Below are 25,651 nucleotides of genomic sequence, written 5' to 3' on the forward strand. Positions count from 1 at the left end.
GGGCGGCGCGAGCCGTCCCGTATTACAGACAGATTTCAGTCGTTTTCCGTTCAGAGACGCGTCATCTGGTTATGCTTCAATGCGCGGGCCTTTCCCCGCCGCTCCCTGGAGCATTGCCGACATGTTCGAGCTTTTCAGCACCCGGACCCGCCCGTCCTCGTCGTCCCGCTCCTCGCCCAACCGCTGGGACTGGGCGCTACTGCCCCTGGTCCTGGTGGTGCTGGCCGCCATGGCCTACGGCGCCTCGCAGATGAGCCGTCCCTTCGCCGTCGGCGAAGAACTGCCCATCTCGCTGGACCCGATCTACCTGCCGTACTACCTGTTGCGCACCATCCTGCGCATGTTCACGGCGCTGGCCTTCTCGCTGCTGTTCAGCTTTGTCTTTGCGGCCATCGCCGCCAAGTACCGCACGGCCGAAAAAGCGATGATCCCGATGCTGGACATCCTGCAGTCGGTGCCCATCCTGGGGTTCCAGGCCATCGCCATCGCCCCGTTCATTGCCCTGTTCCCCGGCAACCTGCTGGGGGTGGAATGCGCGGCGATCTTCGCCATCTTCACCTCGCAGGCCTGGAACATGGCGTTCAGCCTGTACCAGTCCATGCGCACGGTGCCGGCCGAACTGAACGAGGCCGCCCGCGTTTTCCGGCTATCGGGCTGGCAGCGCTTCTGGCGGCTGGAATTGCCCTACGCCACGCCGGGCCTGCTCTGGAACATGATGATGTCCATGTCCGGCGGCTGGTTCTTCCTGGTCGCCGCCGAAGCCATTTCGGTGGCCGGGCAGGACATCAAGCTGCCAGGCATCGGCTCATACATCGCCGTGGCCATCGATGCCGAGAACGGCACCGCCATCGCCTGGGCCATCGGCGCCATGATGGCCGGCATCCTGCTGTACGACCAGTTGTTCTTCCGCCCGCTGCTGGCCTGGGCCGACAAGTTCCGCTTCGAGGAATCGCAGGCCGACGTCGCCCAGCAGTCCTGGCTGCTGGACTGGACCCGCCGCAGCCGCTGGATGCAGGCCCTGTCCAACCTGTTCTGGGCCCGCATGCGCCGTGCGCTGGGCTGGTTCAGCGTGTCGTACGACGGCACCTCGATCCGCGCCCGCGCCAAGGCCCCGGACCCGCGCTGGACCCGCATCTGGGATTCCCTGCTGGCTGCCGGCGCGCTGCTGGCCACCTACAAGCTGGTGGTCTTCGTGCACGCGGAAGTGGGCTGGGCCGAAGTGCTGCACGTGGTGGGCCTGGGCGGCATCACGCTGGTGCGGGTGATGGTGCTGATCGGCCTGGCCTCGGCCATCTGGGTGCCCATTGCCGTCTGGATCGGCCTGCGGCCCAAGTATTCGCAGCGGGTGCAGGCCGTGGCGCAGTTCCTGGCGGCGTTCCCGGTCAACCTGCTGTTTCCGGCCGTGGTGTTCGTGATGGTGGCGCTGAAACTGAGCCCCAACATCTGGCTCAGCCCGTTGATCATCTTCGGCACCCAGTGGTACATCCTGTTCAACGTGGTGGCGGGGGCGTCGACCATTCCCAACGAATTGCGTCTGGCGGCCAGCAACCTGGGCCTGAAGGGCTGGCTGCTGTGGCGCCGGGTGTACCTGCCGGCGGTCTTCCCCAGCTTCATCACCGGCGCCATCACGGCCAGCGGCGGCTCCTGGAACGCCAGCATCGTGGCCGAATACGTGTCCTGGGGCAATACCTCGCTGGTGGCCGATGGCCTGGGCAGCTACATCAAGCAGATGACCGAGCAGGGCGATTTCCACCGCATCGCGCTCGGCATCGGGGTCATGAGCATCTTCGTCATGCTGTTGAACCGGTTTTTCTGGCGAAAACTGTATTTGCTGGCCGAAGACCGCGGCCGGTAGGAGTCCTGATGAATCCCAATCTCCTGATCGAACTGCACGACGTGGGCAAGTCGTTCCGCGCCGCGGACGGCACCGCCCGCAACGTGCTCGAACACGTGGACTTCACCTTGCGTGAAGGCGAAATCGTCGCCCTGCTGGGCAAGTCCGGCTCGGGCAAATCGACGCTGCTGCGCATCATGGCGGGGCTGGTCAATGCCGACCAGGGCACCGTCACCTACCGCGGCCAGCCCGTGTATGGCCCGGCGGCGGGCATCGCCATGGTGTTCCAGTCGTTCGCGCTGTTCCCGTGGCTGACCGCTCAGCAGAACGTCGAACTGGGCCTGGAGGCCCAGGGCGTGGCGCCCGCCGAACGCGCCAAGCGCGCCGACGCCGTGCTGGACCTGATGGGCCTGGGCGGTTTCGGCGGCGCCTTGCCGCGCGAACTGTCCGGCGGCATGCGCCAGCGCGTGGGCATCGCCCGCGCCCTGGTCATGAACCCCGACGTGCTGCTGATGGACGAAGCCTTCTCGGCGCTGGACGTGCTGACCGGCGAAACCCTGCGCGACGACATGCTCGAGCTGTGGGACGAAAGCCGCATCTCCACCAAGGGCATCCTCATCGTCTCGCACAACATCGAAGAAGCGGTCATGATGGCCGACCGCATCATCATCTTCTCCAGCGATCCCGGCCGCATCCGCAGCCAGGTGCAGATCGGCCTGCCGCGGCCGCGCAACGCCGATTCGCCGCAGGTGCGCGCGCTGATCGACGAGGTCTACGCGCTGATGACCCAGCGCCCGGCCCACGACGTGCCCACTCCGCGCCAGCAAGGCCTGGGCTACCGCTTCCCGCAGACCGAGGTCGAGCGCATGGAGGGCGTGCTGGACGTGCTGGCCGAAGACCCCTTCAATGGCCGCGCCGACCTGCCCAAGCTGGCCGAGGAAGCCGAGATTTCCGACGACGACCTGCTGCCGGCCTGCGAAGCCCTTGGGCTGTTCGGGCTGGCCCAGATCGACAAGGGCGATATCTTCCTGACGCCGCTGGGCCAGCGCTACGTGCATGCCGACCAGGGGCAGAAGCAGGCCATCTTCGGGCGCCAGTTGCTGGCGCACGTGCCGCTGGCCGCGCACATCCGCCACAGCCTGGAACAGGAGCCGGCCGGCGCGCTGCCGGAAAAGAATTTCCTGGATTCGCTGGAAGAATTCCTCAAGCCCGACGAAGCCGAGCGCGTGCTGAAGATTGCGGTGGAATGGGGCCGCTATGGCGAAATCTACGGGTACGACTACCACACCGGCTTGCTGACGCTGCCGGACCGCGACGCGGGGTAGGTAGGGAAGGCGCGGCGGGCCGAACGGCCCGCCGTCACATCAGGCGAGGGACGCGCTACAGCGCGATGAAGCCTACGATCACCAGCGCGATCAGGCCATACTTGGTGGCCTTGTACACCGTGCGGTTCCAGGCCTTGAAGGCCTTGCGTTTCTGGTCGATGACCCAGTGCGCGTGGGTCAGCTTGTTGATGGCGCCGGTCTGGTCGCCGCCGTCGTTGGGCGAGCTGGCGGCCGACATCACCACCCGGCCGAACCAGCGGTTGAACGCTTCGGCCCAGCCCCATTTCAGCGGCCGCTCGACGTCGCAGAACAGGATGATGCGGTTCTGGTCGGTGCGGTTGTAGGCTTCGTGGACGTAGGTTTCGTCGAACACCACGCTTTCGCCGTCGCGCCAGCTGTACTGTTCGCCGTCGACGATGATGTGGCAGCCGTCGTCGTTGGGCGTGACCAGGCCCAGGTGGTAGCGCAGCGAGCCGGCGAAGGGATCGCGGTGCGGGTTCAACTGGCCGCCCGGCGGCAGCTCGGCGAACATGGCCGCCTTGACCTTGGGCAGCGTCTTCAGGATCGCCACCGTCTTGGGGCACAGTTCTTCGGCCGACGGATGGCGCGCGTCATACCACTTCAGGTAGAAGCGCTTCCAGCCGTACTTGAAGAACGAATTGAAGCCGATGTCGTTGTGGCTGTCGGCCGCCTTGATGCGGCGCAGCTCGGCCATCTGCACGGCTTCGTCGCGGATGGTTTCCCAGTTGTCGTCCAGGACCTTGAGCTCGGCGATCTCGCTGGTGGTCAGGTAGGGCGTGGACGGCACGCGCGACGCCAGCACCATGAAGGCATTGACGGGCGCGAGCAGCACCGAGTGATCCAGCAATTGCCGGCCCAGCGGCAGCTTGACGCGGCCACGGAAGTGCGCGAACAGGATGGCGGCGAGCCAGATCCCGGGTATCAGCCATTTCATACGTAAATCTCGTCCTGCGGCGGGTGAGTCAGGTCCAATCGTCTATTGTTACACAGGGGCGCCCGGCAGGCGGCGGCGGAATCGCCGACGACGCGTTTTTGGGCCGTTCGACTAGGTACAATTCCGCTATGTCCGAAGCCGTAACAACTCCGTCCCCATTTGTCCACCTGCGCGTCCACTCCGAGTTCTCGGTGGTGGATGGCATCGTGCGCATCCCCGACCTCATCAAGCGCGTGGCCAAGCTGGGCCAGCCTGCGGTGGCCCTGACCGATCTGTCGAACCTGTTCGGCCTGATCAAGTTCTACAAGGGCGCGCGCGGCGCGGGCGTCAAGCCCATCGCCGGCGCCGATGTCTGGCTGACCAACGACGAAGACCCCGCCAAGCCCTTCCGGGTGCTGCTGCTGGTGCGCAACCACCAGGGCTACCTGAACCTGTGCGAACTGCTGTCGCGCTCGTTCCTGACCAACCAGGGCAAGGGCCGTGCCGAAATCCGCCGCGAATGGCTGCAAGGCCAGGAAGGCCTGATCGTGCTGTCGGGCGGGCGTGGCGGCGACGTCGGCCAGGCGCTGGACGCTGGCAACGCCGTGTCGGCGCTGGCGCTGGCGCGCCAATGGGCGTTGATGTTCCCGGGCAGCTACTACATCGAACTGCAACGCGCCGGCATGGACGGCGACGAAGCCTACACCCAGGCCGCCATGCGCCTGGCGGCCGAAGCCGGCCTGCCGGTGGTGGCCACGCATCCGGTGCAGTTCCTGGACGAATACGAATTCCAGGCGCACGAGGCCCGGGTCTGCATCGCCGAAGGCGAAATCCTGGCCAACCCGCGCCGCGTGCGCCGCTTCACCAAAGAGCAGTACCTGCTCAGTTCCGAGGAAATGGCCCGCCGCTTCGCCGACGTGCCCTCGGCGCTGGCCAACACGGTGGAAATCGCCAAGCGCTGCAACCTGAGCCTGGTGCTGGGCAAGCCGCGCCTGCCCAACTTCCCCACGCCCGACGGCGTGACGCTGGACGACTATCTCGTCCAGCTGTCCGAGGAAGGCCTGGAAAAGCGCATGGAGTTCCTGTTCCCGAACGTCGCCGAGCGCGAGTCCAAGCGCGAGCAGTACTACGAACGCCTGCGCTGGGAATGCAAGACCATCATCCAGATGGGCTTTCCCGGCTACTTCCTGATCGTGCAGGACTTCATCAACTGGGGCAAGAACAACGGCGTGCCCGTGGGCCCCGGCCGGGGTTCCGGCGCCGGTTCGCTGGTGGCGTACGCGCTGGGCATTACCGACCTGGACCCGATCCGCTACGACTTGCTGTTCGAGCGCTTCCTGAATCCCGAGCGGGTCTCCATGCCCGACTTCGATATCGACTTCTGCCAGGACAACCGCGAACGGGTCATCGACTACGTCAAGGAAAAATACGGCCGCGCCGCCGTCAGCCAGATCGCCACCTTCGGTACCCTGGGCGCCAAGGCCGTGGTGCGCGATGCCGGCCGCGTGCTGGACATGCCCTACATGTTCTGCGACGGCCTGTCCAAGCTGATCCCGTTCAACCCGATGGACCCCTGGTCGCTCGAGCGCACCCTGAAGGACGAACCCGCCTTCAAGGACCGCTACGAACAGGAAGAAGAAGTGCGCGCCCTGGTCGACCTGGCCAAGCCGCTCGAAGGCCTGACCCGCAACATCGGCATGCACGCCGGCGGCGTGCTCATCGCGCCCGGCAAGCTCACCGACTTCTGCCCGCTGTACTGCCAGGCGGGCCAGGAAAACAGCGCGGTCTCGCAGTTCGACAAAGACGACGTCGAAGCCGCCGGCCTGGTCAAGTTCGACTTCCTGGGCCTGCGCAACCTGACCATCCTGGACTGGGCCGTGCGCTACGTGCGCCAGTTCAACGAAGACAAGCGCGACTTCGACGTCATGGCGCTCAGCCTGGACGACCCGGCCGCCTACAAGATTCTGTGCGACGCGAACACCACCGCGGTGTTCCAGCTGGAATCGCGCGGCATGAAGGAACTGCTCAAGAAGCTGCGCCCCAACACCTTCGAAGACATCATCGCCATGCTGGCCCTGTACCGACCGGGGCCGCTGGAATCGGGCATGGTGGACGACTTCGTCAACCGCAAGCACGGCCGTGCCGCGGTGGACTATTTCCACTCCGACCTGGAAGCGACCCTCAAGAGCACCTACGGGGTCATCGTCTACCAGGAACAGGTGATGCTGATCTCGCAGATCATCGGCGGCTACTCGCTGGGCGGCGCCGACCTGCTGCGCCGCGCCATGGGCAAGAAAAAGCCCGAGGAAATGGCCAAGCACCGCGAGCTGTTCGAACAGGGCGCCAAGGAAAAGGGCCACGATCCCGACCTGGCGGTCAAGCTGTTCGACCTGATGGAAAAGTTCGCGGGCTACGGCTTCAACAAGTCGCACTCGGCCGCCTACGCGCTCATCTCGTACCAGACCGCGTGGCTCAAGGCCTATCACCCCACCGAATTCCTGGCCGCCACCATGTCGTCCGATATGGACGACACGGACAAGGTCCAGATCTTCTGCCGCGACGCGCAGGACAACGGCGTGGAAGTGCTGCCGCCCGACGTCAACTTCTCGGGCTACCGCTTCGAACCGGTGACCGACAAGTACACCGAAAAGGGCAAGCCGCCGCGCACCATGCGCTACGGCCTGGGCGCCGTGAAGGGCACGGGGCAGGGCGCGGTCGAAGACATCCTGCGCGCGCGCAAGGAAGGCGGCCCGTTCCAGAACCTGTTCGACTTCTGCCGCCGCGTCAGCAAGCACGCCGTCAACCGCCGCACCATCGAAGCCCTGATCAAGGCGGGCGCGTTCGACACCATCGAACCGAACCGTGCCGCCATGCTGGCGTCGGTGCCCACCGCCATGGAAGCGGCCGAGCAGGCCGCCCGCAGCGCCAACCAGTCGTCCCTGTTCGGCGACGACAGCAGCGACGTGGTGGCCGGCGAATTGGCCAAGGTCGCGCCCTGGGACCTGCACAAGAAGCTCACCGAAGAAAAGTCCGCGCTGGGCTACTACTACAGCGGCCACCTGTTCGACGCCTGGCGCGACGAAGTGCGCCAGATCGTGCCGATGCAGCTGGCGCGGGTCGAGCCGCAGCGCGACCTGCAATGGATGTGCGGGGTGCTGGCCAGCGTGCGCGTCATGATGACCCGCCGCGGCAAGATGGTCTTCGCCGTGCTCGACGATGGCACCGCGCAGGTCGAAATCTCGGTGTTCAACGAGCTATACGAAAAGCACCGCAACCGGTTGCGCGAAGACCAACTGGTCATCGTGCAGGGCAAGGTCAGCAACGACGACTATTCCGGCGGCATGCGCATCGTGGCCGACCAGCTCTATGACCTGCAGCTGGCGCGCGAGGCGCGCGCCAAGTCGTTGCGCGTCAAGCTCAACGGCGCGGCCGATGCCGCGCGCCTGCGCCAGATGCTGAACCCGTTCCGCGCCGAGCCCGAAAACGGCATCCCCGGCGTGCCGGTCGACATCGTCTACACCAAGAACAATTTCCTGTGCACGGTGCGGCTGGGCGAAGAATGGCGGGTTCGCATGGCCGACACGCTGCTGGCCAACCTGAGCGCCTGGACCAAGCCGAACGGCGTGGAGGTCACGTACTGATGCGTATCGTTCACTCTGAAGCCGCCACCAGTTTCGGCGGCCAGGAAGGGCGTATCTTCAAGGAAATGAATGCCATGCGCGCGCGCGGGCACCACCTTGAAGCCATCTGCCAGCCGCACGCGCTGCTGGCCCAGCGCCTGTCGGAAGCCGGCTTCACCGTGCACACGCTGGAAATGGATGGCCCGCTCAACTACCTGAAGGGCGTGGCCACCATCCGCCGCATCCTGCGCGAAGGCCGTTTCGACGTACTCAACACGCACAGCCGCCGCGATACCGTCATTGCCGCCGCCGCCGGCCGGCTGGCGGGCACGCCGCTCATCGTGCGCACCCGTCACCTGTCCAACAAGGTCGGCTCGCTCTGGTCCTATACCCGGCTGCCGCACCGCGTCACCACGGTCAGCGACCACGTGCGCGAACACCTGATCGAACGCGGTGTGCCCTCCGACCGGGTCGCCACCGTGTATTCGCCCATCGTGCTGCCGCCGCCGGTCGAACACTCCACCCTGCGCGAAGAGCTCGGCCTGGCGCCGGACGACCTGGTGGTGGGCTGCGTGGCCGTCATGCGCGCCACCAAGGGCCACAAAGACCTGATCGATGCCATCGCGCCGCTGATGGCCAGCCGGCCCAAACTGCACCTGGTGTTCGTGGGGGGCGGTTCGCCCGTGTTCGAGCAGACCCAGGCCTACGTGGCCGAGCGCGGCCTGCAAGATCGCATCCACCTGATGGGCACGCGCCGCGATGTGCCTAATCTGCTGGCCGGCTGCGACCTGTTCGCACTGGCGACGCAGCAGGAAGCGTCCGGCACCGTCTATGTCGAGGCCCAGGCCAGCGGCCTGCCGGTCATCGGCACCGACGTGGGCGGCGTGTCCGAGATGTTCCGCAACGGCGAAACCGGCATCCTGGTGCCGCCCAAGGACCCGGCCGCGCTGACCGCCGCGCTGGAAAAGCTGATCGACGACGCCGACCTGCGCCGCCGCATGGGCGAGGCCGGCCGCAAGATGGTCTGGGACGAAGGCGTCTTCTCGCCCGCCCGGCTGGCCGAAACCACCGAAGCCGTCTATACCAAGTGGCTGGCGGAGCGCCGCGCATGAATGCGCCCAACGTCCCGGTGCTGATGTACCACCACGTCACGCCGGCCGGCGGCATGATCAACGCCGTGCCCGATGTGTTCGAGGCCCAGATCTCGCGCCTGGCCCGGGCGGGCTACCAGTCGCTGTCCACCGACCAGTTCGCCGCCTACCTGGCCGGCGCGCCAGTACCCGAACGCTCGGTGCTGATCACCTTCGACGACGGCTACCTGAACAACTGGGTCCACGCCCACCCGATCCTGGCGCGTCACGGCATGCGCGCCGTGCTGTTCACCATCACCGGCTGGATCGGCGACGGCCCCGTGCGGCCGCACGCGGGGCAGGGCCTGCCGCTGCCGGCCACGCCCGACCACGACACCTGCAAGCAGTGGGTGGCTGCGGGCCGCAGCGACGAGGCCATGCTGCGCTGGAGCGAAATCGAGGCCATGCAGGCCGCCGGCACCTTCGAATTCCATTCGCATACCCACACCCACACGCGCTGGGACAAGGTCTGCGGCACCGACGTCGACGCCAAGCGGGCCCACATCGCCCAGGAATTGTCCGATTCGCGCGAGACGCTGACGCGCCGCCTGGGCCAGGCCAGCGACCACCTCTGCTGGCCGCAGGGTTATTTCGACGCCGACTACGTCGCGGCTGCCCGGCAGGCCGGCTTTCGCCACTTGTACACTACCGACCCTTTCGGCCAGAACACGCCCGCCGCCGACCCCGAACACATCTACCGTTTCGCGGTGCGCAACCAGGGCGGCACCTGGCTGAACCGGCGCATCTGGCTGTCGCGCGATCCCTTCTGGGGGCCGCGTTACCACGCCTGGAAAGCCTGGAAAAAGCGTCTTAGGAATCGCGGATGAAGTTATCAGTCATAGTCATCACCAAGAACGAAGCGGCCAACATCGCCGATTGCCTGAAGTCCGTCGCCTTTGCCGACGAGTTCATCGTGGTGGACTCCGGCAGCACCGACGGCACGGTCGAGCTGGCGCGGGCGCTGGGCGCGCGCGTCGAAGTCACCCCCGACTGGCCCGGCTTCGGCCCGCAGAAAAACCGTGCGCTGGACCTGGCCACCGGCGACTGGGTGCTGTCCATCGACGCCGATGAACGCGTCACCCCCGAACTGGCCCGCGAAATCCAGGAAACGATCAGCGCCCCGCGCGCCGATACCTACGAGATCGCGCGCCTGTCGAATTTCTGCGGCCGCGACATCCGCCACAGCGGCTGGTGGCCCGACTACGTGCTGCGTCTGTTCAAGCGCGGCACCGCACGCTTCAACGACGCCGCGGTGCACGAGCGGGTGGTGCCGGTCAACGGCCAGCCGTTGCAACTGAAGTGCTACTTCAATCACTATCCCTACGACAACCTGGATGCGCTGATCACCAAGGTCAACCGCTATTCGTCCGATGCCGCCGCCATGATGTACGCCAAGGGCCGGCGCACGTCCGTCTTCGGCGCGTTGGGCCACAGCTTCTGGACCTTTGTCCGCATCTACCTGATCCGGCGCGGCTTCCTGGATGGCCGCCACGGCCTGGTGCTGGCCGTCACCGCCGCCGCCGGCAGCTTCTTCCGTTATTCGAAGCTGATGTTCCTGGCCGAGAAGAAGAAGTGAGGATTCTCTACACCAACTTCCACGCCAACAACGGCGGCGGCCACGTCACCTACATCATCAATCTGGCGCGCGCCCTGGCGACCCAGCACCAGATCACCGTGGCCGCGCCCGCCAGCAGCCGGTTGTACCGCTACGCCAAGGCGATTCCCGGCGTGACGGTCGTGGACATGCGCTACACCACGCGCCCGTCGTCGTGGTTCGGCGACCGCGCCCGGCTGCGCCGCCTGATCAAGGACGGCCGCTTCGACATCATCCACGCCAACGGCTCGGCCGACCACAAGCAGGTCATGCTGGCCACGCTGGCCATGGCGCGCCGGCCGCGCATCGTCTTCACCAAGCACAACGACCACCCGGTCGCCAGTTTCGGCCACAAGCTGCGGGTGGCCCTGGCCACTGACCACAGCATCGCGGTCAGCGACTACATCCATCGCCTGCTGGCCGATTCGCCCTACCAGCGGCGGCCCATCACCACCATCCGCCACGGCATCGACACCCAGTTCTTCGCGCCGCCGCCGGCCGATAGCCTGGACAAGCTGCGCGAGATATTCTTCGGCCCCGAATGGCGCGGCAAGCTGCTCCTGGGCAGCGCGGGCGGCACCGACTACGACAAGGGCTGGCTTGATCTGGTCGCCGCCGTCGCGGCCCTGCCGCCGGGCGACAAAGAACGCGTACTGCTGCTGGTGGCGGGCGATCCGCCCAACGAGGCCAAGCTGGCCCGCGTGCGCGAGCTGGGCATGATCGACCAGGTGCGCTTTCCCGGCTTGCTCGACGACGTGCGCGCCGCGCTGGCGTCCTGCCATGCGGGCTTCGTGCTGTCGTACCGCGAAGCGCTGTCGTTCGCCTGCCGCGAAATCATGGGCCTGGGCCTGCCCGCCCTGGTCACCAACGCCGGCGGCCTGCCCGAAAACGTCACCGACGGCGTCGACGGCTGGATCGTGCCGGTGCGCGACGTGGCCGCCATGACCGCGCGCCTGCAAGACATGCTGGCCCATCCCGAGCAGGTCCGGGCCATGGGCGCCAATGCCCGCGCCACCAGCCTGCGCGACTTCAACCTGACGCGTTTCGCCCAAGCCACAGTCGACGTCTACCAGCGTACATTGGCCGGACACTGAGCCTTTATAATCCGCGCTATGTCTATCCCCATTCTCATGTACCACCAGATCGGCGAGCCCAACCCCAAGGGCACGCCGTTTCGCGGCCTGACGGTGCACCCCGACGACTTCGCCCGGCAGATGCGCTGGATGCGTTTCCTGGGTTACCGCGGCCTGTCGATGCGCGACGTCATGCCCTACGTGCGGGGCGAGCGCCGTGGCAAGGTGTTCGGCATCACGTTCGACGACGGCTATCGCAACGTCGTCCAGAACGCCATGCCGGTGCTGGACAAGCTGGGTTTCACCGCCACCAACTACCTGGTGGCCAACCAGTTCGACGGCGGCAACGTCTGGGACGCCAAGATCGGCATTCCGCACTCGCCGCTCATGACGGTCGAAGAAATGCGCCAATGGGCGGCAGCCGGCCACGAAGTCGGTTCGCACACGCTGGACCACGTCCACCTGCCCGAAATGACGCCCGACGAAGCCCGCCGCCAGATGGTCGAGTCCAAAGACGTGCTGGAACAGGCGCTGGGCGCCCCGGTCACGGCCTTCTGCTATCCCTACGGCGACCACGGCCCCGAGCACCTGGCCATGGCCCGCGAAGCCGGCTACGACAACGCCACGCTCACCAAGCGCGGCCTGGCCAACGCCAGCGACGATCCTTTCGGTCTGCCGCGGGTGACGGTGTCGCGTTCCACCGGCATCTTCCGTTTCCTGCAGAAATGCCTGACCCGCTATGAAGACTCCCGCGGGCGCGGCTGAGCGGCGGCTGCGCATCGCATTGCTGGTCGACCGCTTCGGCAACCGCTTCGGCGGCGCCGAGGCCTACGGCGTCGAACTCATGCGCGTGCTCGGCCAGCGCCACGACGTCTCCATCGTTGCCCGCGACTTCGACAGCGACCTGCCTTTCCCTTTCCTGCCCGTGCGCTTTCCCGGCTGGCTGCCCAGCTGGATGCGGGTGCTGTACTTCGCCTGGAAGGCCGATCGCCTGACCCGCGGCCAGTACGACATCGTGCACTCGCACATGAATGGGTGGGCCGGTCAAATCCAGGTCATGCACGTCACCCCCGTGCGCTACAACCGGCTGACCCGGGTCAAGCCGGCCAAGCGCGCGCTGGCCTGGCTCAGCCCGCGCCTGGCCACCTATCTGCTGCTCGAGAAGTTCCGCGTGCGCCAGGCGCCCGCGCGCCGGGTGGTGGCCGTGTCGGGGCTCATCATGGACCAGCTGCACCGCAGCTATGGCCCGCAGTTGCCGGTCGACATCATCGCGCCCGGCGTCAAGCTGCCCGCACCCGAAGCCGCCGCCGGCCGCGATGCCACCCGTGCGCGCCTGGGCTGGGATGCCAGCACCATCGGCTGCCTGCTGGTCGCCCGCAACCCGCTGCGCAAAGGCTTGCCCGCGCTGCTCGATGCCCTGGCCCTCTTGCCCGCGCCGTACCGCCTGCTGGTGGTGGGCGCCGACGACGCCACCCGCGAGCGCGTGCGCGCGGCCGGGGCGGTCGCCCAGCGCGTCACCCTGGTCGACCCCACGCCCGACGTCGGCCAGTATTTCGCCGCAGCCGACATCTATGCGCACCCGACCCTGAACGACAGCTATGCCATGGCGCCCCTGGAAGCCATGTCCCACGGCTTGCCGGTCGTGGTCAGCTCGCCCGCCTACTGCGGCTTTGCCCAGTACCTCTCGGCGGGCAAGGACGCGCTGATCCTGCAAGACCCGCGCGACGGCGCCCAACTGGCCCAGGCCCTGCAACGCCTGGGCGACGAACCCGACCTGCGCGCGGCCCTGTCCGAGCGCGGCCTGGCCATCGCCCGCGACCAAAGCTGGGAAACCGTGGCGGCGCGCTACGAAGCGCTGTATCAGGCGGTGCTGGACGAACGCGGCTGATCTTTCTGCCCGCTCAGGTTGGACCCCAAATGAAAACGGGACCCCGAAAGGTCCCGTTTTTCAATGCTGCGGCGCCGTGGCCTGTTCCAATTCGCCCAGCCAGCGGATCGCGTACTCGCGGTCCGGGCCGCACATATCGTGCTGGGCCTGCAGCCCGCCACAGAAATCCGGCCGCGAAGGCTGGCCGAAAATCGCGCAACGCATGTCGGGCAGCAGCTGGATACAGGGCACCCCGGCCGGCTTGCCGTCCGGCATCCCCGGAATCGCGCTCGTGATCGACGGCGCGATGCAACAGGCGCCGCAGCCCGGCCGGCAGGCCAGCGCCGTGCCCATGTTCAGACCCACCCGCGCAGCCAATACACGAACAGCCCGGCGTATTCCTTGATGATGGAACGGCTGGCGTCGAAGGTGCGCTGGTCGGGCAGCCACGGGTTCAGCGACCCGTCGGCCGGGCGCACGATCTGCGGCGGGGCGGGCGCGGCGATGGCGGTCACGCCCTGCTTGGAGAAGGCCGCCATGGCGCGCGGCATGTGCAGCGCCGACGTCACCAGCAGCACCTTGCCGATGCCGCGGGTTTTCAACTGGTCTTCGGTCAGCGCCGCGTTTTCGTAGGTGGTGCGGCTGGCGTTTTCCAGGATCAGGGCCGATTCCGGCACGCCTTGCTGGCGGATGGCGTGGGCCATGCCGCGGGCTTCGCTGACGTCGCCTTCCAGGGCGCCGCCGGACAGCACGATCTTGGGCGCACGGCCGGCCAGGTACAGCTGCGCGGCAGTATCGATACGCACGACCGCCGTGTCCTTGTCGTAGGGCAGGAACCAGTTGGCGCGGCCGTTGGCGGTGTTGCCGCCCAAGACGACGATGGCGTCGGCGGTGGGGGATTCGGCGGGCGGCAGGTGCGGGTAGCGGCTTTCCAGCGCGCCGCCCAGCCACAGCGACGTGGCCGGCAGTGACCACGCCAATGCCCACAGCAGGCCGGCCAGGATGATGGCGCCGCCCGTCTTGCGCAGGCGGAACAAACCAAGGACCAGTCCGACGACGACCAGGGTCACGCACAAATTGTAGGGAATGATCAGATTCGCGAGATAGCTGGAAAGGGTCATGTCAAAACAATCCGTTTACTGCGCGCCGTCCAGCAGCAGGTTCGCCTGCTGTTCCACTTGTTCCGTGGACGGCCATGCCGATTCCGATCCGACGCAGACCGCCTTGGGCGACCAGGGGCCCGTGCGGCCCGGGCGGGTGACGCCGAACAGCGTCAGTTCCCGGGCGGCGGCGGCCGCGGCGACGTGCGACACGCCGGAATCGTTACATATCACCAGCGCCGCCCGGGCCGTCAGGGCGGCAAAGGCGCCCAGCGACAGGGGAGGCAGCAACTGCGCCGTCGGCGCATTGCGTCGGGCTTCGTCGGTTTCCGCTGGAGGAGGGCACATTACCACGGTATGACCCCGTGCCTGCAGCGCGCGCGTAAGTGTATCGAATCCCGGCCATACCTTGATCTTGCCCTTGTGCAAGCCGGTGGCCGTCGGGGCGATCAGCACGAAGCGCTGGCCGGCCAGTCCGGCCGCTTCCAGCGCCAGCGACGCGGCGTTTTCATGGGCGGGCATCAGGGGCAGGTCCAGCGTCGGGCCCGGCTCGGCGGGGCCGGTAGGCAGGCCCCAGCGGGCCAGCGCCTCGCGGGTCAGGTGGTGCCAGGACTGGACCGCATGCAGCGGCGCTTCGGGCTTGGCGATCGGCCAGCGCAGCAGGAAGCTGCGGCCATCATCCCGGTAGCCCGCCGACGGCAGGCCCGCCAGGCGGAACACCAGCGCGCTCGACAGCGAGTCCGGCAGCAACAGGCCGCGCGCGCGGCGGCCTTCGGCGCCCAGGCTGCGGCGGTGCGAGCTGACCCGGGCTCGATCCGGCCCCACTTTTCCAAGCATGGGGATGAAATCCCGTTTCGCCACGCCGTCCAGCAGATCGCGGGCCCAGGGGCGCGCGCAGATCACCAGGGGCACGCCGGTGGCCTGAAGGGTGCGCAGGCTGGGCAGGCTCATGCAGACATCACCCACCCAATTGGGCAGGCGGACGTAAAGGCAACTGATTTCGGACATGGACGGGCGCGATGCGCATTAAGGGCTGAAGAAGGGGGGGCGACACCGCGCCGCAGCGCGTAGCCGGTACAATCCCGGGCACAATTGTATTAAAGCGAGTGATTCCTTGAATTCTGCCGCACGCAACGCGCCCGCGGGCTCCCAGCCCGTCAAAGCTGAACTCTGGAGCCGCATCTACACCCGGGTCGGCTCCTACTGGAAGGGCCTGGTGCTGGCGACCCTGCTGATGGCCGGCGCCGCCGCCACGCAGCCCACGCTGGCCGTCATTATGAAGCCCCTGCTGGACGATGGCTTCGCGGGCACCAAACCCTACTACGTCTGGGCCCTGCCGCTGGCGGTGGTCGGGCTGATCTTCGTGCGTGGGGTCTGCAACTTCTTCAGTGATTACCTGCTGGCGTGGGTGGCCAACAACGTGCTGCTGGGCATGCGGCGCGACATGTTCGAGCGCCTGCTGGGCCTGCCCGATGCCGACTTCAAGCGCGGCGATACCGGCCGCCTGCTGAACCGCTTCACCATCGACGCGGGCAACGTCACCGGCTACGCCACCGACGTCATCACGGTGCTGGTGCGCGAAACCCTCGTCGTCATCGCCCTGATCTGCGTGCTGCTGTACATGTCGTGGGTGCTGACCCTGATCATCCTGATCATGCTGCCGGTGTCGGTGCTGATCGCCCGGGTCTTCATCAAGCGCCTGCGCCGCATCAACCGCGAAATGGTCAACATGAACGCCGAACTGACCCGCGTGGTCAGCGAAGGCATCGATGGCCAGCGCGTCATCAAGCTGTTCGACGGCTACGAAGTCGAGCGCGGCCGCTTCGATTTCGTCAGCACCCGCCTGCGCCGCTTCGCCATGCGCACGGCCACCGCCGACGCGGCCCTGACGCCCCTGACCCAGGTCTGCATCTCGATTTCGGTGGGCGCGGTCATTGCCGTGGCCCTCAGCCAGGCCAACAGCGGCGCGCTCACCGTGGGCAGCTTCGCGTCCTTCATGGCCGCGCTCGCCCAGATCTTCGACCCCATCAAGCGCCTGACCAACCTGGCCGCCCGCATGCAAAAGATGCTGGTGTCCGCCGAAAGCGTCTTCACCCTGATCGACCAGGTGCCCGAAGGCGACACCGGCACCCGCGAACTGCCCGAACCCGTGCGCGGCAAGGTCGAATTCCGCAACGTCACGCACCGTTTCTCCGACGCGGATCGCGACACCGTCAACGACGTGTCCTTCGTTGTCGAACCCGGCCAGACCGTGGCCCTGGTGGGCCGTTCCGGCAGCGGCAAGACCACGCTGGTCAACATGCTGCCGCGCTTCGTGCTGGCCGACAGCGGCACCATCTTCGTGGACGACGTGCCCATCAACGACCTGAAGCTGCGCAGCCTGCGGTCGCACCTGTCGCTGGTCAGCCAGGACGTCGTGCTGTTCGACGACAGCATTGCCGCCAACGTCGGTTACGGCGCCTTGGGCCAGGCCAGCGAGCAGCAGGTGCGCGATGCGCTGGCCGCCGCCAACCTGCTGGAATTCGTCGAAGGCCTGCCGCAGGGCATCAACACGCCGGTGGGCGAAAACGCGGCCCGCCTGTCCGGCGGCCAGCGCCAGCGCCTGGCGATTGCCCGCGCCCTCATCAAGAACGCGCCCATCCTGATTCTCGACGAAGCCACCTCGGCGCTCGACAACGAATCCGAACGCCAGGTCCAGGCCTCGCTCGAGCGCCTGATGAAGGGCCGCACCACGCTGGTCATCGCGCACCGCCTGTCCACAGTGCAGAACGCCGACCGCATCATCGTGCTGGATGCCGGCAAGATCGTCGAGCAGGGCCCCCACGCCCAGCTGCTGGCCGCCAACGGCCTGTACGCCTCGCTCTACAAGATGCAGTTCCGCGAAGACTGACCCCCGCGCGCGGCGTCCCGGCGCCGCGCCACCCAGGAGCCGCCCATGTCCGTGCCCGCCGATGGCAACCAGCTCGTCAATGTCGTGGTCTTGCTGGGGGCGGCGGTGGTGGCCGTGCCTCTCTTCAAGCGTCTGGGCCTGGGCTCCGTCCTGGGTTACCTGGCCGCCGGCCTGGTGATCGGCCCGTTCGGCATTGGCTGGTTCTCCGACCCCAAGTCCATCCTGCACGTCGCCGAACTGGGCGTCGTGATGTTTCTCTTCATCATCGGCCTTGAGATGCAGCCGTCGCGGCTCTGGAAGCTGCGCGGCGAGATCTTCGGACTAGGCGTGGCCCAGGTGCTGGCCTGCGGCGCGCTGCTGACCCTGGTCGGCCTGGCCGCCGGCCTGTCGGGCGCCGCGGCCTTCATGGCGGCCATGGGTTTCGTGCTGTCGTCCACCGCCATCGTCATGCAGATCCTGGCCGAGCGCGACGAAACCGCCAGCGCCCAGGGCCAGCGCATCGTCTCCATCCTGCTGCTCGAAGACCTGGCCATCGTGCCGCTCTTGGCCCTGGTGGCCTTGCTGGCGCCTTCGAGCGGCGGCGAACATGGCAATCCCTGGCTGCAATCGGCTATCGCCGTCGGTTGCATCCTGGCCTTGCTGGCGGCGGGGCGCTGGCTGCTCAATCCGCTGTTCCGGCTGCTGGCCGCGGCGCAAGCCCGTGAAGTCATGACCGCCGCCGCCTTGCTGGTCGTGCTGGGGGCGGCGCTGGTCATGGAACTGGGGGGGCTGTCCATGGCCATGGGCGCCTTCCTGGCCGGCGTGCTGCTGTCCGAATCCACCTTCCGCCATCAGCTCGAAGCCGACGTCGAGCCCTTCCGCGGTATTTTGCTGGGCCTGTTCTTCCTGGGCGTGGGCATGTCGCTGGACCTGTCCGCCGTGGCCCGCGAATGGCAACTGATCCTGGCCGCGGTCGTCGTGTTCATGGGGGTCAAGTCGGTGGGCGTCTATGTGGTCGCCCGGCTGCTGCGCGCCAGCCACGCCGAAGCCCTGACCCGCGCGGCTCTCCTGGCCCAGGGCGGCGAATTCGCCTTCGTCCTGTACGGTGCGGCCGCGGCCGCCGGCATCTTCGACGCCCACCTGGCGGCGGTACTGATCGCGGTGGTCATCATTTCGATGGCGCTGACGCCGTTGTGCGTGCTGGCCCTGCGCTGGCTGCTGCCCAAGCCCGCCCCATCGATGGAAGGCGTCGACGTCGCCCAGGACCTGGACGGCTGCGCGCTCATCGTCGGTTTCGGCCGCTTCGGCCAGATCGTCACCCAGGCCATGCTCGCGCGCGGCATGAAGGTATCCATCCTGGATACCGACACCGACGCCATCCGCGCCGCCGCCAAGTGGGGCGTCAAGGTGTATTACGGGGACGGTACGCGCATCGATATGTTGCGCACGGCAGGCGCCGAAAACGCCAAGGCCATCCTGATCTGTATCGACAACCCCCAGTCGATCAATCACATGGTCAAGCTGATCAAGGCCGAATTTCCCCTGGTGCAATTGGTGGTGCGCGCCTACGACCGGATCCACTCGCTGGCGCTGGCCAAGGAAGGGGTCGACTACCAGGTGCGTGAAACCCTGGAATCGGCCCTGGCCTTCGGCGAAGCCGCGCTGCGCGTCATCGGCGTGCCGGCCGACGAGGCCGCCGAAGTCGTGGCCGACGTGCGCAAACGCGACATCGATCGCTTCGAACTCGAAGTCGCGGGCGGCCTGTTTGCCGGCCGGTCGCTGCTCTACGGCAACATGATGGGTCCGGCGGACGGCAAGAACGACCAGCCCGACCGGGAAACGACCGGCCACGCTTCTCACTCCGAGCCGGGCGCGCCGGCCTGACCGGCGTCGTTGCGTTGGCGGCGGCAATCCGCCTGCGGTTGATAGCCAGACGGTCCCCAGGTTGCATCCTTTTGGGGCATGACAGGCTTATTACCGACTCTTTGCATTACTTTACGCATCATTTCACGCGCAAGCCCGATCGGCTGAGGTAGATTGGTTTCCACGGCGCTTCGCTTCGAAGCGCGTTTGCCAGGGGGCTGCCATGCTGCAATCGGATCGTATTTCCACGACCCCACACGCTGTCGGGATGGAGCTTGCAAGGCGTCAAGCCACGACCCTGCACTGTGGGTTTTCTGCCGGCGCCATGCGCCAACTTGCGGTGTCTGCCGGTCCGGCCTGGGCGATCAGCGCCCACCGCGAAACCGACAAGGCGCGCGGCGCCAAGGCCTTTCCGTTCCGGATCGCCGCTGCCGTCGCATCCTGATGGCGAGGATAGGGTAGCGGGTGCAGGCTAAGGCTCAAGACTCGCCGCAGGGCAGGGCAGTAAGTACTTTATAGCTGGGCCATCGCCGCCCGGCTTTTCCCGGCCGACTTCGCCAGGTACAGCGCGCGGTCGGCCGCATGCAGCACGGCGGCGGTGTCGGCGCCATGGCGCGGAATCAGCGCAATGCCGATGCTGCCGCCGATGAACACCGGCAGACCCTGTTGCAGGTCATAGGGTTGGCGGACACTGTCGATAATGCGGTCGGAAAAGCGCCGGACGTCCTCGCCGCCCTCCAGACGCATCAGCAGCACGAACTCATCGCCGCCGATACGGCCGGCTTCCGCGCCGGGGGGCTTCAACGCCAACAGCCGTTCGGACACCTGCTTGAGCAGCGCATCGCCCGTCCCGTGGCCATAGGTGTCGTTGACTGCCTTGAATCCGTCCAGGTCAAGGTAAAGCACCGCGAATTCCGCCGCGCCCTGGCTGGCGCGGCCCACCGCCTGGTCCAGCGCGCGAAACAGGCCATAACGATTGAGCAGTCCGGTCAGCGAATCCTGCCGCGCCTGGCGTTCGTTCTCGCGCTCGGCCAGCATGGTCGACACCAGCATGCGGTTCAGCCGGTACGACGCCATCGACATCGACGTCATGTACAGCGGCACCTGCACCAGCACCAGCCAGAAAATGGGTTCCTGCGTGAACAGCGCCGCCAGGGCGCAGGGCCCCACGCTCAGCGCCACCATCGCCGCGGACAGGCGCGGCGCGCCGAAATTGCGCACGCAGATGCCGCCCACCATGGACGCGGCCGACAGGCAGGCCAAGGTGGCGGCGATCCAGTCGCCGCTGGTCAGGCTGATAAAGGTGCCGTAGCCCACACTGCCGGCCCAGCACAGCGCCAGCACCACATACAGGTCGGTCGGCGTCGGCTTGCCCGTCAGCGCCAGGCGGCGGGCCGACACCAGCACCACGATGCGCGAGGCGCACACCAGCGTTTCCAGGCCCAGCCATAGCAAGAACAGGGGTTCCGGCCGGCGCAGGGTGATCAGCGCAGCCACCAGCAGCGTATTGATGATGCCGCCAAAAAAGATCGGCAACGATCCGAACAGACCGCCCAGCAACGCCACGCGGATATCGGGCGGCACGTTGCGCCCCGGGTCCACCAGCCACTGGGTGAACCGCCGGTTCGGCAAGCTGTAAATCCTGTCCTGGGTATTCATAGATTCGTTCAATGGGAACGGGCCGGGCCGCTCGCGCCGGGGCGACCGAACGCCGCCATCTTGCCTGTCAATACGCGCTTGCGGCATTATGACCCTAAAAAAGCACGACACCCCCCCGCGATCGCGAAGGAGCGCCGTATTGAAGTCCCATGGGTTACTACATCGCAGTCTGTATGCCCTGGCGGGGCTGATTGCCGTCGGCATCTGTGCGGCCGCGGTCGCGCTGCTCTGGATGGATCGGCGCGCCTCCTGGACGCAGGCCTACGTGTCCGCGAGCAATCTGACCGAGGTGCTGGCGGCCGACATCGGTCGCACCATCCATGTCTATGACCTCTCATTGCAGGGCGTCATCGAACGCCTGCAGGAACCGGGCATTCGCGATCTGCCTGGCGCCACGCTGCACCGTTTTCTGTTCGACCGATCGGCCAGCGCCGAATTTCTGGGCACCATCCTCATCCTGGATAGCGAGGGCAATGTCGTCTATGACTCGCAAACGATCGAGCCGCCCAAGGCGAACTTCGCCGACCGCGATTTCTTCCAGGTCCATCGAGATAGCGCCGATGCCGGCATGTACGTCAGCCGGCCCTATCGCAGCCGCTTGCGCGACGGCGACGAGAGCATCGGCATCAGCCGGCGCCTGTCCAACCCGGACGGCAGTTTCGCCGGGGTCGTCACCGGATCGCTGCGGCTGGCTTTTTTCCGTGAACGGTTCGCTCGGCTGTCTCTCGGCCCGCAGGACTCGATCACCATCCTGCGCAACGACGGCGCCGTCATCGCGCGTTCGCCCTATTCGTCAGGCGACCTGGGCGCCGACATCGGCCAGGCCAAGGCTTTCCAGCAGTTCCTGATCCGACGCGACGGCGCCTTCGTGGGCGCGCTGGCGCCTGACGGGGTCGAACGGCTCTATACCTTCGACACGGTGCCGGGGGCGCCGCTGATCATCGATGTGGCGTTGGCGGTGGACCAGGTGCTCCAGCGCTGGGAGCGGCGCGCGATGCTGATCATCCCCATCACGCTCGCGTTGTTCGCCTCGGTCATGGCCCAGATCGTCCTCTATCGTCGCGAAACCCGGCTGCGCCAGGAAGTCGAAAGCCAGCTCGAAAGACAAGCCCAGACCGACGGCCTGACCGGCATCGCCAACCGGCGCACCTTCGACGAAACGCTGCAGCGCGAATGGCAGAGCGCCATCCGCGAAGGCCAGCCGCTGTCCCTGCTGTTCCTGGATGCCGATCGCTTCAAGCTCTATAACGATCGCTATGGCCACCAGGAAGGCGACGAACTGCTCAAGATCCTGGCGCTGACCGTGCGCGGCAAGGCGCGCCGTCCGCGCGACCTGGCGGCGCGCTACGGCGGCGAGGAATTCGTGGCGTTGCTGCCTGATACCGCGCAGGACCGCGCCGTGGAAATCGCGGAACGTATCCGCCAGGCCGTGGTCGGCCTGCACGCCCCACATGAAGACAATGAAGGGGGCATCGTCACGGTCAGCATCGGCGTGGCGACCTGCATTCCCAAGCCAGGCGACGACGCTTCCATACTGGTCGAAGCGGCTGACGCGGCGGTGTACCGCGCCAAGGAAACCGGCCGCAATCGCGTAACGGTCGCCGAGGCTTGATCCCGCGGGGCATGCCGATCCCGACAGTGGCCGGTCGACCCCGGCGGCAAGGGGAACACTGAAGATCCCCGGGCCGGCCAAGGCCGGTATGCCCGGCGCATCGCCATCAGGCACGCATGAAAAAAAGAAAGCCGCGCAAGGCGGCTTTCGGTCAGGGCAGCGGGTGAGCTTACTTGCCCATCATCACCGCTTGCAGTCGGGTCTGCGCCTGCTGCACCTTCTGTGCCTGGGCAGTCAGTTCCTGCAGCAGCTTGTTCAGCTCGGCCTGCACGGTCGGGTCCTGCACGCGCGCCACCGGCCCCGACAGGTCGATCTGCGACTTGTGCGCATCCACGTAGTCGGCGATCGCCAGGCTGCTATCCAGCGTGCCCGTGATCTGCGGCAGCACTTCGCGGAAGGTGTTGGCCGGCAGGGTCACCGTCTTGTCGTAGGCCTTGTCATAGACCGCCTTCAGGTCGTCCGGCTGCTTGAGCTGGGCGCGGGCGGCATCTGCCTTGGCCTGTTCCTTGGTCAGCGCTTCGCCCATGTCCTTCAGGCCGGCCTGCACCGTCTTCAGGTCATCGCGGCGGGCGACCACGTCGTTCAACGAGCGCACCGCGCCTTTCTGCATCAGGTTGCCCATCGGCTTGACCGACGCGTCCATGCCCGAATTGAAGTCCGTGATCACCGCATATTGCGAGGCGTAGTCGCCGAACGACTTCTTCTCCTCATCCGTCAGCTTGGGCACGCGCGCGCCCGGCTTGTCGACGATGCGGGTCTGCAGGAACTGCATGAACGCAGCGCGCTGTTCGGGTTCTTTGCTGCCGCAGGCGGCCAGCATCAGCGGCAAGGCGAGGGCCAGCGCAACGAACGGACGGAATAGGGATTTCATGGGGTGATTCTCCGAAAGCATAGGAAAGGGCAGGCCTCGAAAAGCGTCAGGCCAGCCCAGCCGTCGGCGAGCTTATCGGGTCATCGACTGCCTTGCTACGGGTTTCAAACTTCATTTCAATCGAAGCTCAGCGATACAACTTTCACACACATTGACGTGAAAGTTTGCGTGTTAACTGATACTGCACTTCACCTTGCGGCGCAGGGGGCGGGGCGCCCCGCCATGCCGCAGCCAAAAGAAAACCGCCCGAAGGCGGTGTTCTGCTGACGGAGGGCGGCGTTCGGTCTGATTCGACGCCCGGCTCCTGATGTCACGACGGGTCCTATACCAGGATGATGTCGTATTTCTCTTGCGTGTACGTGCTTTCCACTTCCAGCGACACCCGCTTGCCCACGAAGTCGCCCAGCATCGCCAGGTGCTGGCTTTCTTCCTCCAGGAACAGATCCACCACGTCCTGCGACGCCAGGATGCGGAACTCCTTCGGATTGAACTGCCGCGCCTCGCGCAGGATTTCACGCAGGATCTCGTAGCAGACCGTGCGCGGCGTACGCACATTGCCTCGCGATTCGCACATGGGACAGGGTTCGCACAATTGATGCGCCAGCGAGTCGCGGGTACGCTTGCGCGTCATCTCCACCAGGCCCAGCTGCGTGAAACCATTGACCGTCATGCGGGTACGGTCGCGCGATAGCGCCTTCTTCAGTTCGGCCAGCACGGTTTCGCGGTGTTCCTGTTCTTCCATGTCGATGAAGTCCAGGATCACGATGCCGCCCAGATTGCGCAGCCGCAGCTGGCGGGCAATCGCCTGCGCCGCTTCCAGGTTGGTCTTGAAGATGGTGTCGTCGAAATTGCGGCCGCCCACGAAGCCGCCGGTATTCACATCCACCGTCGTCAACGCCTCGGTCTGGTCGATGATCAGGTAACCCCCCGACTTCAAGTCCACCCGGCGCGACAGCGCCCTTGCGATCTCTTCATCCACATTGGCCGTGTCGAACAGGGGGCGCTCGCCGCTGTAATGCTGGATGCGGTCCACCACCGACGGCGTATAGATGCGCGCCCACTCCAGCATGGCGGCAGTCGTGGTGCGCGAGTCCACCAGAATCGAGCCGGTCGAGGGCCCCACCATATCGCGCAGCACGCGCTGCGCCAGCGTCAGGTCCTGGTGCAGCAGCGTCGGCGCCGGGTGCGTGCGGGCGGCCGCCTGCACGCTGGCCCACAGCTTGCGCAGGTATTCCAGGTCAGCCGTCAATTCGTCATCATTGGCGCCTTCCGCCTGGGTACGCACGATGAATCCGCCTTTTTCCTCGGCGGGCATCAGCGCCTGCAAGCGTTCGCGCAACTGGATGCGTTCGGACTCCGAATCGATCTTCTGCGAGATGCCGATGTGCGGATCGTGCGGCAGGTACACCAGCATGCGGCCCGCCATGCTGATCTGCGTCGACAATCGGGCGCCCTTGGTACCGAGCGGGTCCTTGACCACCTGGACCATGATGGTCTGGCCCTCGAACAGCAGCTTCTCGATGGGCGTGGGGGTCAACCCCTGGCTGCGCTCGCCGCGGTTCTCGCGCAGGTCCGCAATGTGGATGAACGCGGCGCGCTCCAGGCCGATATCGATGAAGGCGCTCTGCATGCCCGGCAACACCCGGACCACCCGCCCCAGATAGATATTGCCGACGTGCCCGCGCTGGATGCTGCGTTCCACGTGCAGCTCCTGCACCGATCCCTGCTCGACCAGCGCGACGCGCGTCTCGAAGGGCGTGATGTTGATCAGGATATCTTCGCTCAACGCGATGGTTGGGGGCATGGGGGCATCTTCTCCGGTGGTGTGGGGCGCGGGCGCGGCGCCAAGCCGAATAGTAAACGTACCTATGGGCCAGGCAAGTCGATGGTTCAACTCTATCTATATAGGCACAAGTTCAGCTATCTATATATAGAGCGCCGCACGAGCGCAAGTTCGCCTGTCTATATATAGAAGTCTGTCCGGTGCGTAGAAGGCCGTCCTGTGCGGCAACCCAGGCAGCCCGCCAGCCAGGGCCGGCAGGGGTGGCGGACGGAGAAGTGTGGGGCAAGCCGGCGCGAAAGGGGCTCGCGGCCCATCGTGGCGGACTGGCTTGGTGGACCGGCGGGGCGGATGCTGCGGCGCCCGAAGCGGAATTCATCAAGCTTTTTGCGTCCTGCGTGTGACAACGCAAAAATCTGTGCTATAGTCTCGCTCCTTCGCAGTTCAAGCAGTTTTGTGAACCGCGAAGCCAAGCAAGTGCAACGGATCTGGATGCCTCGGCAAGACAGATTTGCCGCAG

At 66.4% G+C, this 25,651-nt stretch carries 20 protein-coding genes; 13 read left to right on the top strand and 7 right to left on the bottom strand.

Annotated elements, in window-relative coordinates:
• Positions 1-121 precede the first annotated feature (121 nt).
• Positions 122-1,855, top strand: a complete 1,734-nt coding sequence (locus tag HV798_RS26385; protein WP_175194644.1) for an ABC transporter permease — start codon at positions 122-124, stop codon at positions 1,853-1,855.
• Positions 1,856-1,863: 8 nt separating this feature from the next.
• The gene (locus HV798_RS26390; RefSeq protein ID WP_175194642.1) at positions 1,864-3,159 is read left to right on the top strand and encodes an ABC transporter ATP-binding protein; all 1,296 of its coding nucleotides are present in this window, start codon (positions 1,864-1,866) and stop codon (positions 3,157-3,159) included.
• A gap of 55 nt (positions 3,160-3,214) precedes the next feature.
• Here HV798_RS26390 and lpxO read toward each other — a convergent pair whose 3' ends face one another.
• Positions 3,215-4,114, bottom strand: a complete 900-nt coding sequence (lpxO, locus tag HV798_RS26395; protein WP_025141162.1) for a lipid A hydroxylase LpxO — start codon at positions 4,112-4,114, stop codon at positions 3,215-3,217.
• Positions 4,115-4,242: 128 nt separating this feature from the next.
• On the opposite strand from lpxO, the gene dnaE reads away from it, so the two are divergent.
• The 7 genes from dnaE to HV798_RS26430 are packed head-to-tail and all read left to right on the top strand — an operon-like array spanning position 4,243 to position 13,398.
• Positions 4,243-7,734, top strand: coding sequence for a DNA polymerase III subunit alpha (dnaE, locus tag HV798_RS26400; RefSeq protein ID WP_175194640.1), 3,492 nt, complete (start codon positions 4,243-4,245; stop codon positions 7,732-7,734).
• Positions 7,734-8,825, top strand: coding sequence for a glycosyltransferase family 4 protein (locus tag HV798_RS26405; protein WP_175194637.1), 1,092 nt, complete (start codon positions 7,734-7,736; stop codon positions 8,823-8,825). Before dnaE ends, HV798_RS26405 begins: the two co-directional genes overlap by 1 nt.
• The gene (locus tag HV798_RS26410; RefSeq protein WP_175194635.1) at positions 8,822-9,670 is read left to right on the top strand and encodes a polysaccharide deacetylase family protein; all 849 of its coding nucleotides are present in this window, start codon (positions 8,822-8,824) and stop codon (positions 9,668-9,670) included. Before HV798_RS26405 ends, HV798_RS26410 begins: the two co-directional genes overlap by 4 nt.
• Complete coding sequence (locus tag HV798_RS26415) at positions 9,667-10,419, top strand: glycosyltransferase family 2 protein (RefSeq protein ID WP_175194633.1); 753 nt, start codon at positions 9,667-9,669, stop codon at positions 10,417-10,419. Before HV798_RS26410 ends, HV798_RS26415 begins: the two co-directional genes overlap by 4 nt.
• On the top strand, positions 10,416-11,531 hold the full coding sequence (locus tag HV798_RS26420) for a glycosyltransferase family 4 protein (RefSeq protein ID WP_175194630.1): 1,116 nt from the start codon (positions 10,416-10,418) through the stop codon (positions 11,529-11,531). Before HV798_RS26415 ends, HV798_RS26420 begins: the two co-directional genes overlap by 4 nt.
• Positions 11,532-11,549: 18 nt before the next feature.
• On the top strand, positions 11,550-12,275 hold the full coding sequence (locus tag HV798_RS26425; protein ID WP_025141168.1) for a polysaccharide deacetylase family protein: 726 nt from the start codon (positions 11,550-11,552) through the stop codon (positions 12,273-12,275).
• On the top strand, positions 12,250-13,398 hold the full coding sequence (locus HV798_RS26430) for a glycosyltransferase family 4 protein (protein ID WP_175194627.1): 1,149 nt from the start codon (positions 12,250-12,252) through the stop codon (positions 13,396-13,398). The genes HV798_RS26425 and HV798_RS26430 overlap by 26 nt, the downstream gene beginning before the upstream one ends.
• Before the next feature lie 60 nt (positions 13,399-13,458).
• On the opposite strand, the gene HV798_RS26435 is transcribed toward HV798_RS26430, so the two are convergent.
• The 3 genes from HV798_RS26435 to HV798_RS26445 are packed head-to-tail and all read right to left on the bottom strand — an operon-like array spanning position 13,459 to position 15,485.
• Entirely contained in the window at positions 13,459-13,731 is a 273-nt protein-coding gene (locus tag HV798_RS26435) for a YkgJ family cysteine cluster protein (RefSeq protein WP_042885931.1), read from the bottom strand.
• Between the two features lie 2 nt (positions 13,732-13,733).
• The gene (locus tag HV798_RS26440) at positions 13,734-14,498 is read right to left on the bottom strand and encodes a YdcF family protein (RefSeq protein WP_175194624.1); all 765 of its coding nucleotides are present in this window, start codon (positions 14,496-14,498) and stop codon (positions 13,734-13,736) included.
• Between the two features lie 15 nt (positions 14,499-14,513).
• Positions 14,514-15,485: a glycosyltransferase family 9 protein gene (locus tag HV798_RS26445; protein ID WP_175194622.1), complete on the bottom strand. Its 972-nt coding sequence runs from the start codon at positions 15,483-15,485 to the stop codon at positions 14,514-14,516.
• A 106-nt stretch (positions 15,486-15,591) separates the two neighbouring features.
• Between HV798_RS26445 and msbA the strand changes: the two genes are divergently transcribed.
• The 3 genes from msbA (at position 15,592) to HV798_RS26460 (ending at position 19,654) form a co-directional block, all read left to right on the top strand.
• Positions 15,592-17,367 (top strand): lipid A export permease/ATP-binding protein MsbA, encoded by a 1,776-nt coding sequence (gene msbA / locus HV798_RS26450; protein WP_175194620.1) that lies wholly within the window; start codon positions 15,592-15,594, stop codon positions 17,365-17,367.
• Positions 17,368-17,412: 45 nt separating this feature from the next.
• Positions 17,413-19,230: a monovalent cation:proton antiporter-2 (CPA2) family protein gene (locus HV798_RS26455; RefSeq protein ID WP_175194617.1), complete on the top strand. Its 1,818-nt coding sequence runs from the start codon at positions 17,413-17,415 to the stop codon at positions 19,228-19,230.
• A 202-nt stretch (positions 19,231-19,432) separates the two neighbouring features.
• Entirely contained in the window at positions 19,433-19,654 is a 222-nt protein-coding gene (locus HV798_RS26460) for a hypothetical protein (RefSeq protein WP_025141175.1), read from the top strand.
• Positions 19,655-19,722: 68 nt separating this feature from the next.
• Here HV798_RS26460 and HV798_RS26465 read toward each other — a convergent pair whose 3' ends face one another.
• Entirely contained in the window at positions 19,723-20,868 is a 1,146-nt protein-coding gene (locus HV798_RS26465) for a GGDEF domain-containing protein (RefSeq protein WP_175194613.1), read from the bottom strand.
• 139 nt (positions 20,869-21,007) lie between these two features.
• Here HV798_RS26465 and HV798_RS26470 point away from each other — a divergent pair, with 139 nt between their 5' ends.
• Complete coding sequence (locus tag HV798_RS26470; protein ID WP_175194605.1) at positions 21,008-22,480, top strand: sensor domain-containing diguanylate cyclase; 1,473 nt, start codon at positions 21,008-21,010, stop codon at positions 22,478-22,480.
• 169 nt (positions 22,481-22,649) lie between these two features.
• On the opposite strand, the gene HV798_RS26475 is transcribed toward HV798_RS26470, so the two are convergent.
• The gene (locus HV798_RS26475) at positions 22,650-23,351 is read right to left on the bottom strand and encodes a DUF3053 domain-containing protein (protein ID WP_175194603.1); all 702 of its coding nucleotides are present in this window, start codon (positions 23,349-23,351) and stop codon (positions 22,650-22,652) included.
• Positions 23,352-23,673: 322 nt separating this feature from the next.
• Positions 23,674-25,137, bottom strand: a complete 1,464-nt coding sequence (gene rng, locus HV798_RS26480) for a ribonuclease G (RefSeq protein ID WP_175194778.1) — start codon at positions 25,135-25,137, stop codon at positions 23,674-23,676.
• Positions 25,138-25,651 lie beyond the last annotated feature (514 nt).

The sequence above is a fragment of the Achromobacter deleyi genome (assembly GCF_902859705.1).
GTDB classification, from domain to species: domain Bacteria; phylum Pseudomonadota; class Gammaproteobacteria; order Burkholderiales; family Burkholderiaceae_B; genus Achromobacter; species Achromobacter deleyi.

Bases quoted from the DNA above. Each gene is read 5' to 3' on its own strand.
- HV798_RS26390 (WP_175194642.1), top strand. From the start codon at position 1,864: ATGAATCCCAATCTCCTGATCGAACTGCACGACGTGGGCAAGTCGTTC.
- HV798_RS26455 (WP_175194617.1), top strand. From the start codon at position 17,413: ATGTCCGTGCCCGCCGATGGCAACCAGCTCGTCAATGTCGTGGTCTTG.
- HV798_RS26430 (WP_175194627.1), top strand. From the start codon at position 12,250: ATGAAGACTCCCGCGGGCGCGGCTGAGCGGCGGCTGCGCATCGCATTG.
- HV798_RS26465 (WP_175194613.1), bottom strand. From the start codon at position 20,868: ATGAATACCCAGGACAGGATTTACAGCTTGCCGAACCGGCGGTTCACC.
- lpxO (WP_025141162.1), bottom strand. From the start codon at position 4,114: ATGAAATGGCTGATACCCGGGATCTGGCTCGCCGCCATCCTGTTCGCG.
- HV798_RS26445 (WP_175194622.1), bottom strand. From the start codon at position 15,485: ATGTCCGAAATCAGTTGCCTTTACGTCCGCCTGCCCAATTGGGTGGGT.
- HV798_RS26410 (WP_175194635.1), top strand. From the start codon at position 8,822: ATGAATGCGCCCAACGTCCCGGTGCTGATGTACCACCACGTCACGCCG.
- HV798_RS26435 (WP_042885931.1), bottom strand. From the start codon at position 13,731: ATGGGCACGGCGCTGGCCTGCCGGCCGGGCTGCGGCGCCTGTTGCATC.
- HV798_RS26385 (WP_175194644.1), top strand. From the start codon at position 122: ATGTTCGAGCTTTTCAGCACCCGGACCCGCCCGTCCTCGTCGTCCCGC.
- HV798_RS26425 (WP_025141168.1), top strand. From the start codon at position 11,550: ATGTCTATCCCCATTCTCATGTACCACCAGATCGGCGAGCCCAACCCC.
- HV798_RS26405 (WP_175194637.1), top strand. From the start codon at position 7,734: ATGCGTATCGTTCACTCTGAAGCCGCCACCAGTTTCGGCGGCCAGGAA.
- dnaE (WP_175194640.1), top strand. From the start codon at position 4,243: ATGTCCGAAGCCGTAACAACTCCGTCCCCATTTGTCCACCTGCGCGTC.
- HV798_RS26440 (WP_175194624.1), bottom strand. From the start codon at position 14,498: ATGACCCTTTCCAGCTATCTCGCGAATCTGATCATTCCCTACAATTTG.
- HV798_RS26460 (WP_025141175.1), top strand. From the start codon at position 19,433: ATGCTGCAATCGGATCGTATTTCCACGACCCCACACGCTGTCGGGATG.
- HV798_RS26415 (WP_175194633.1), top strand. From the start codon at position 9,667: ATGAAGTTATCAGTCATAGTCATCACCAAGAACGAAGCGGCCAACATC.
- HV798_RS26475 (WP_175194603.1), bottom strand. From the start codon at position 23,351: ATGAAATCCCTATTCCGTCCGTTCGTTGCGCTGGCCCTCGCCTTGCCG.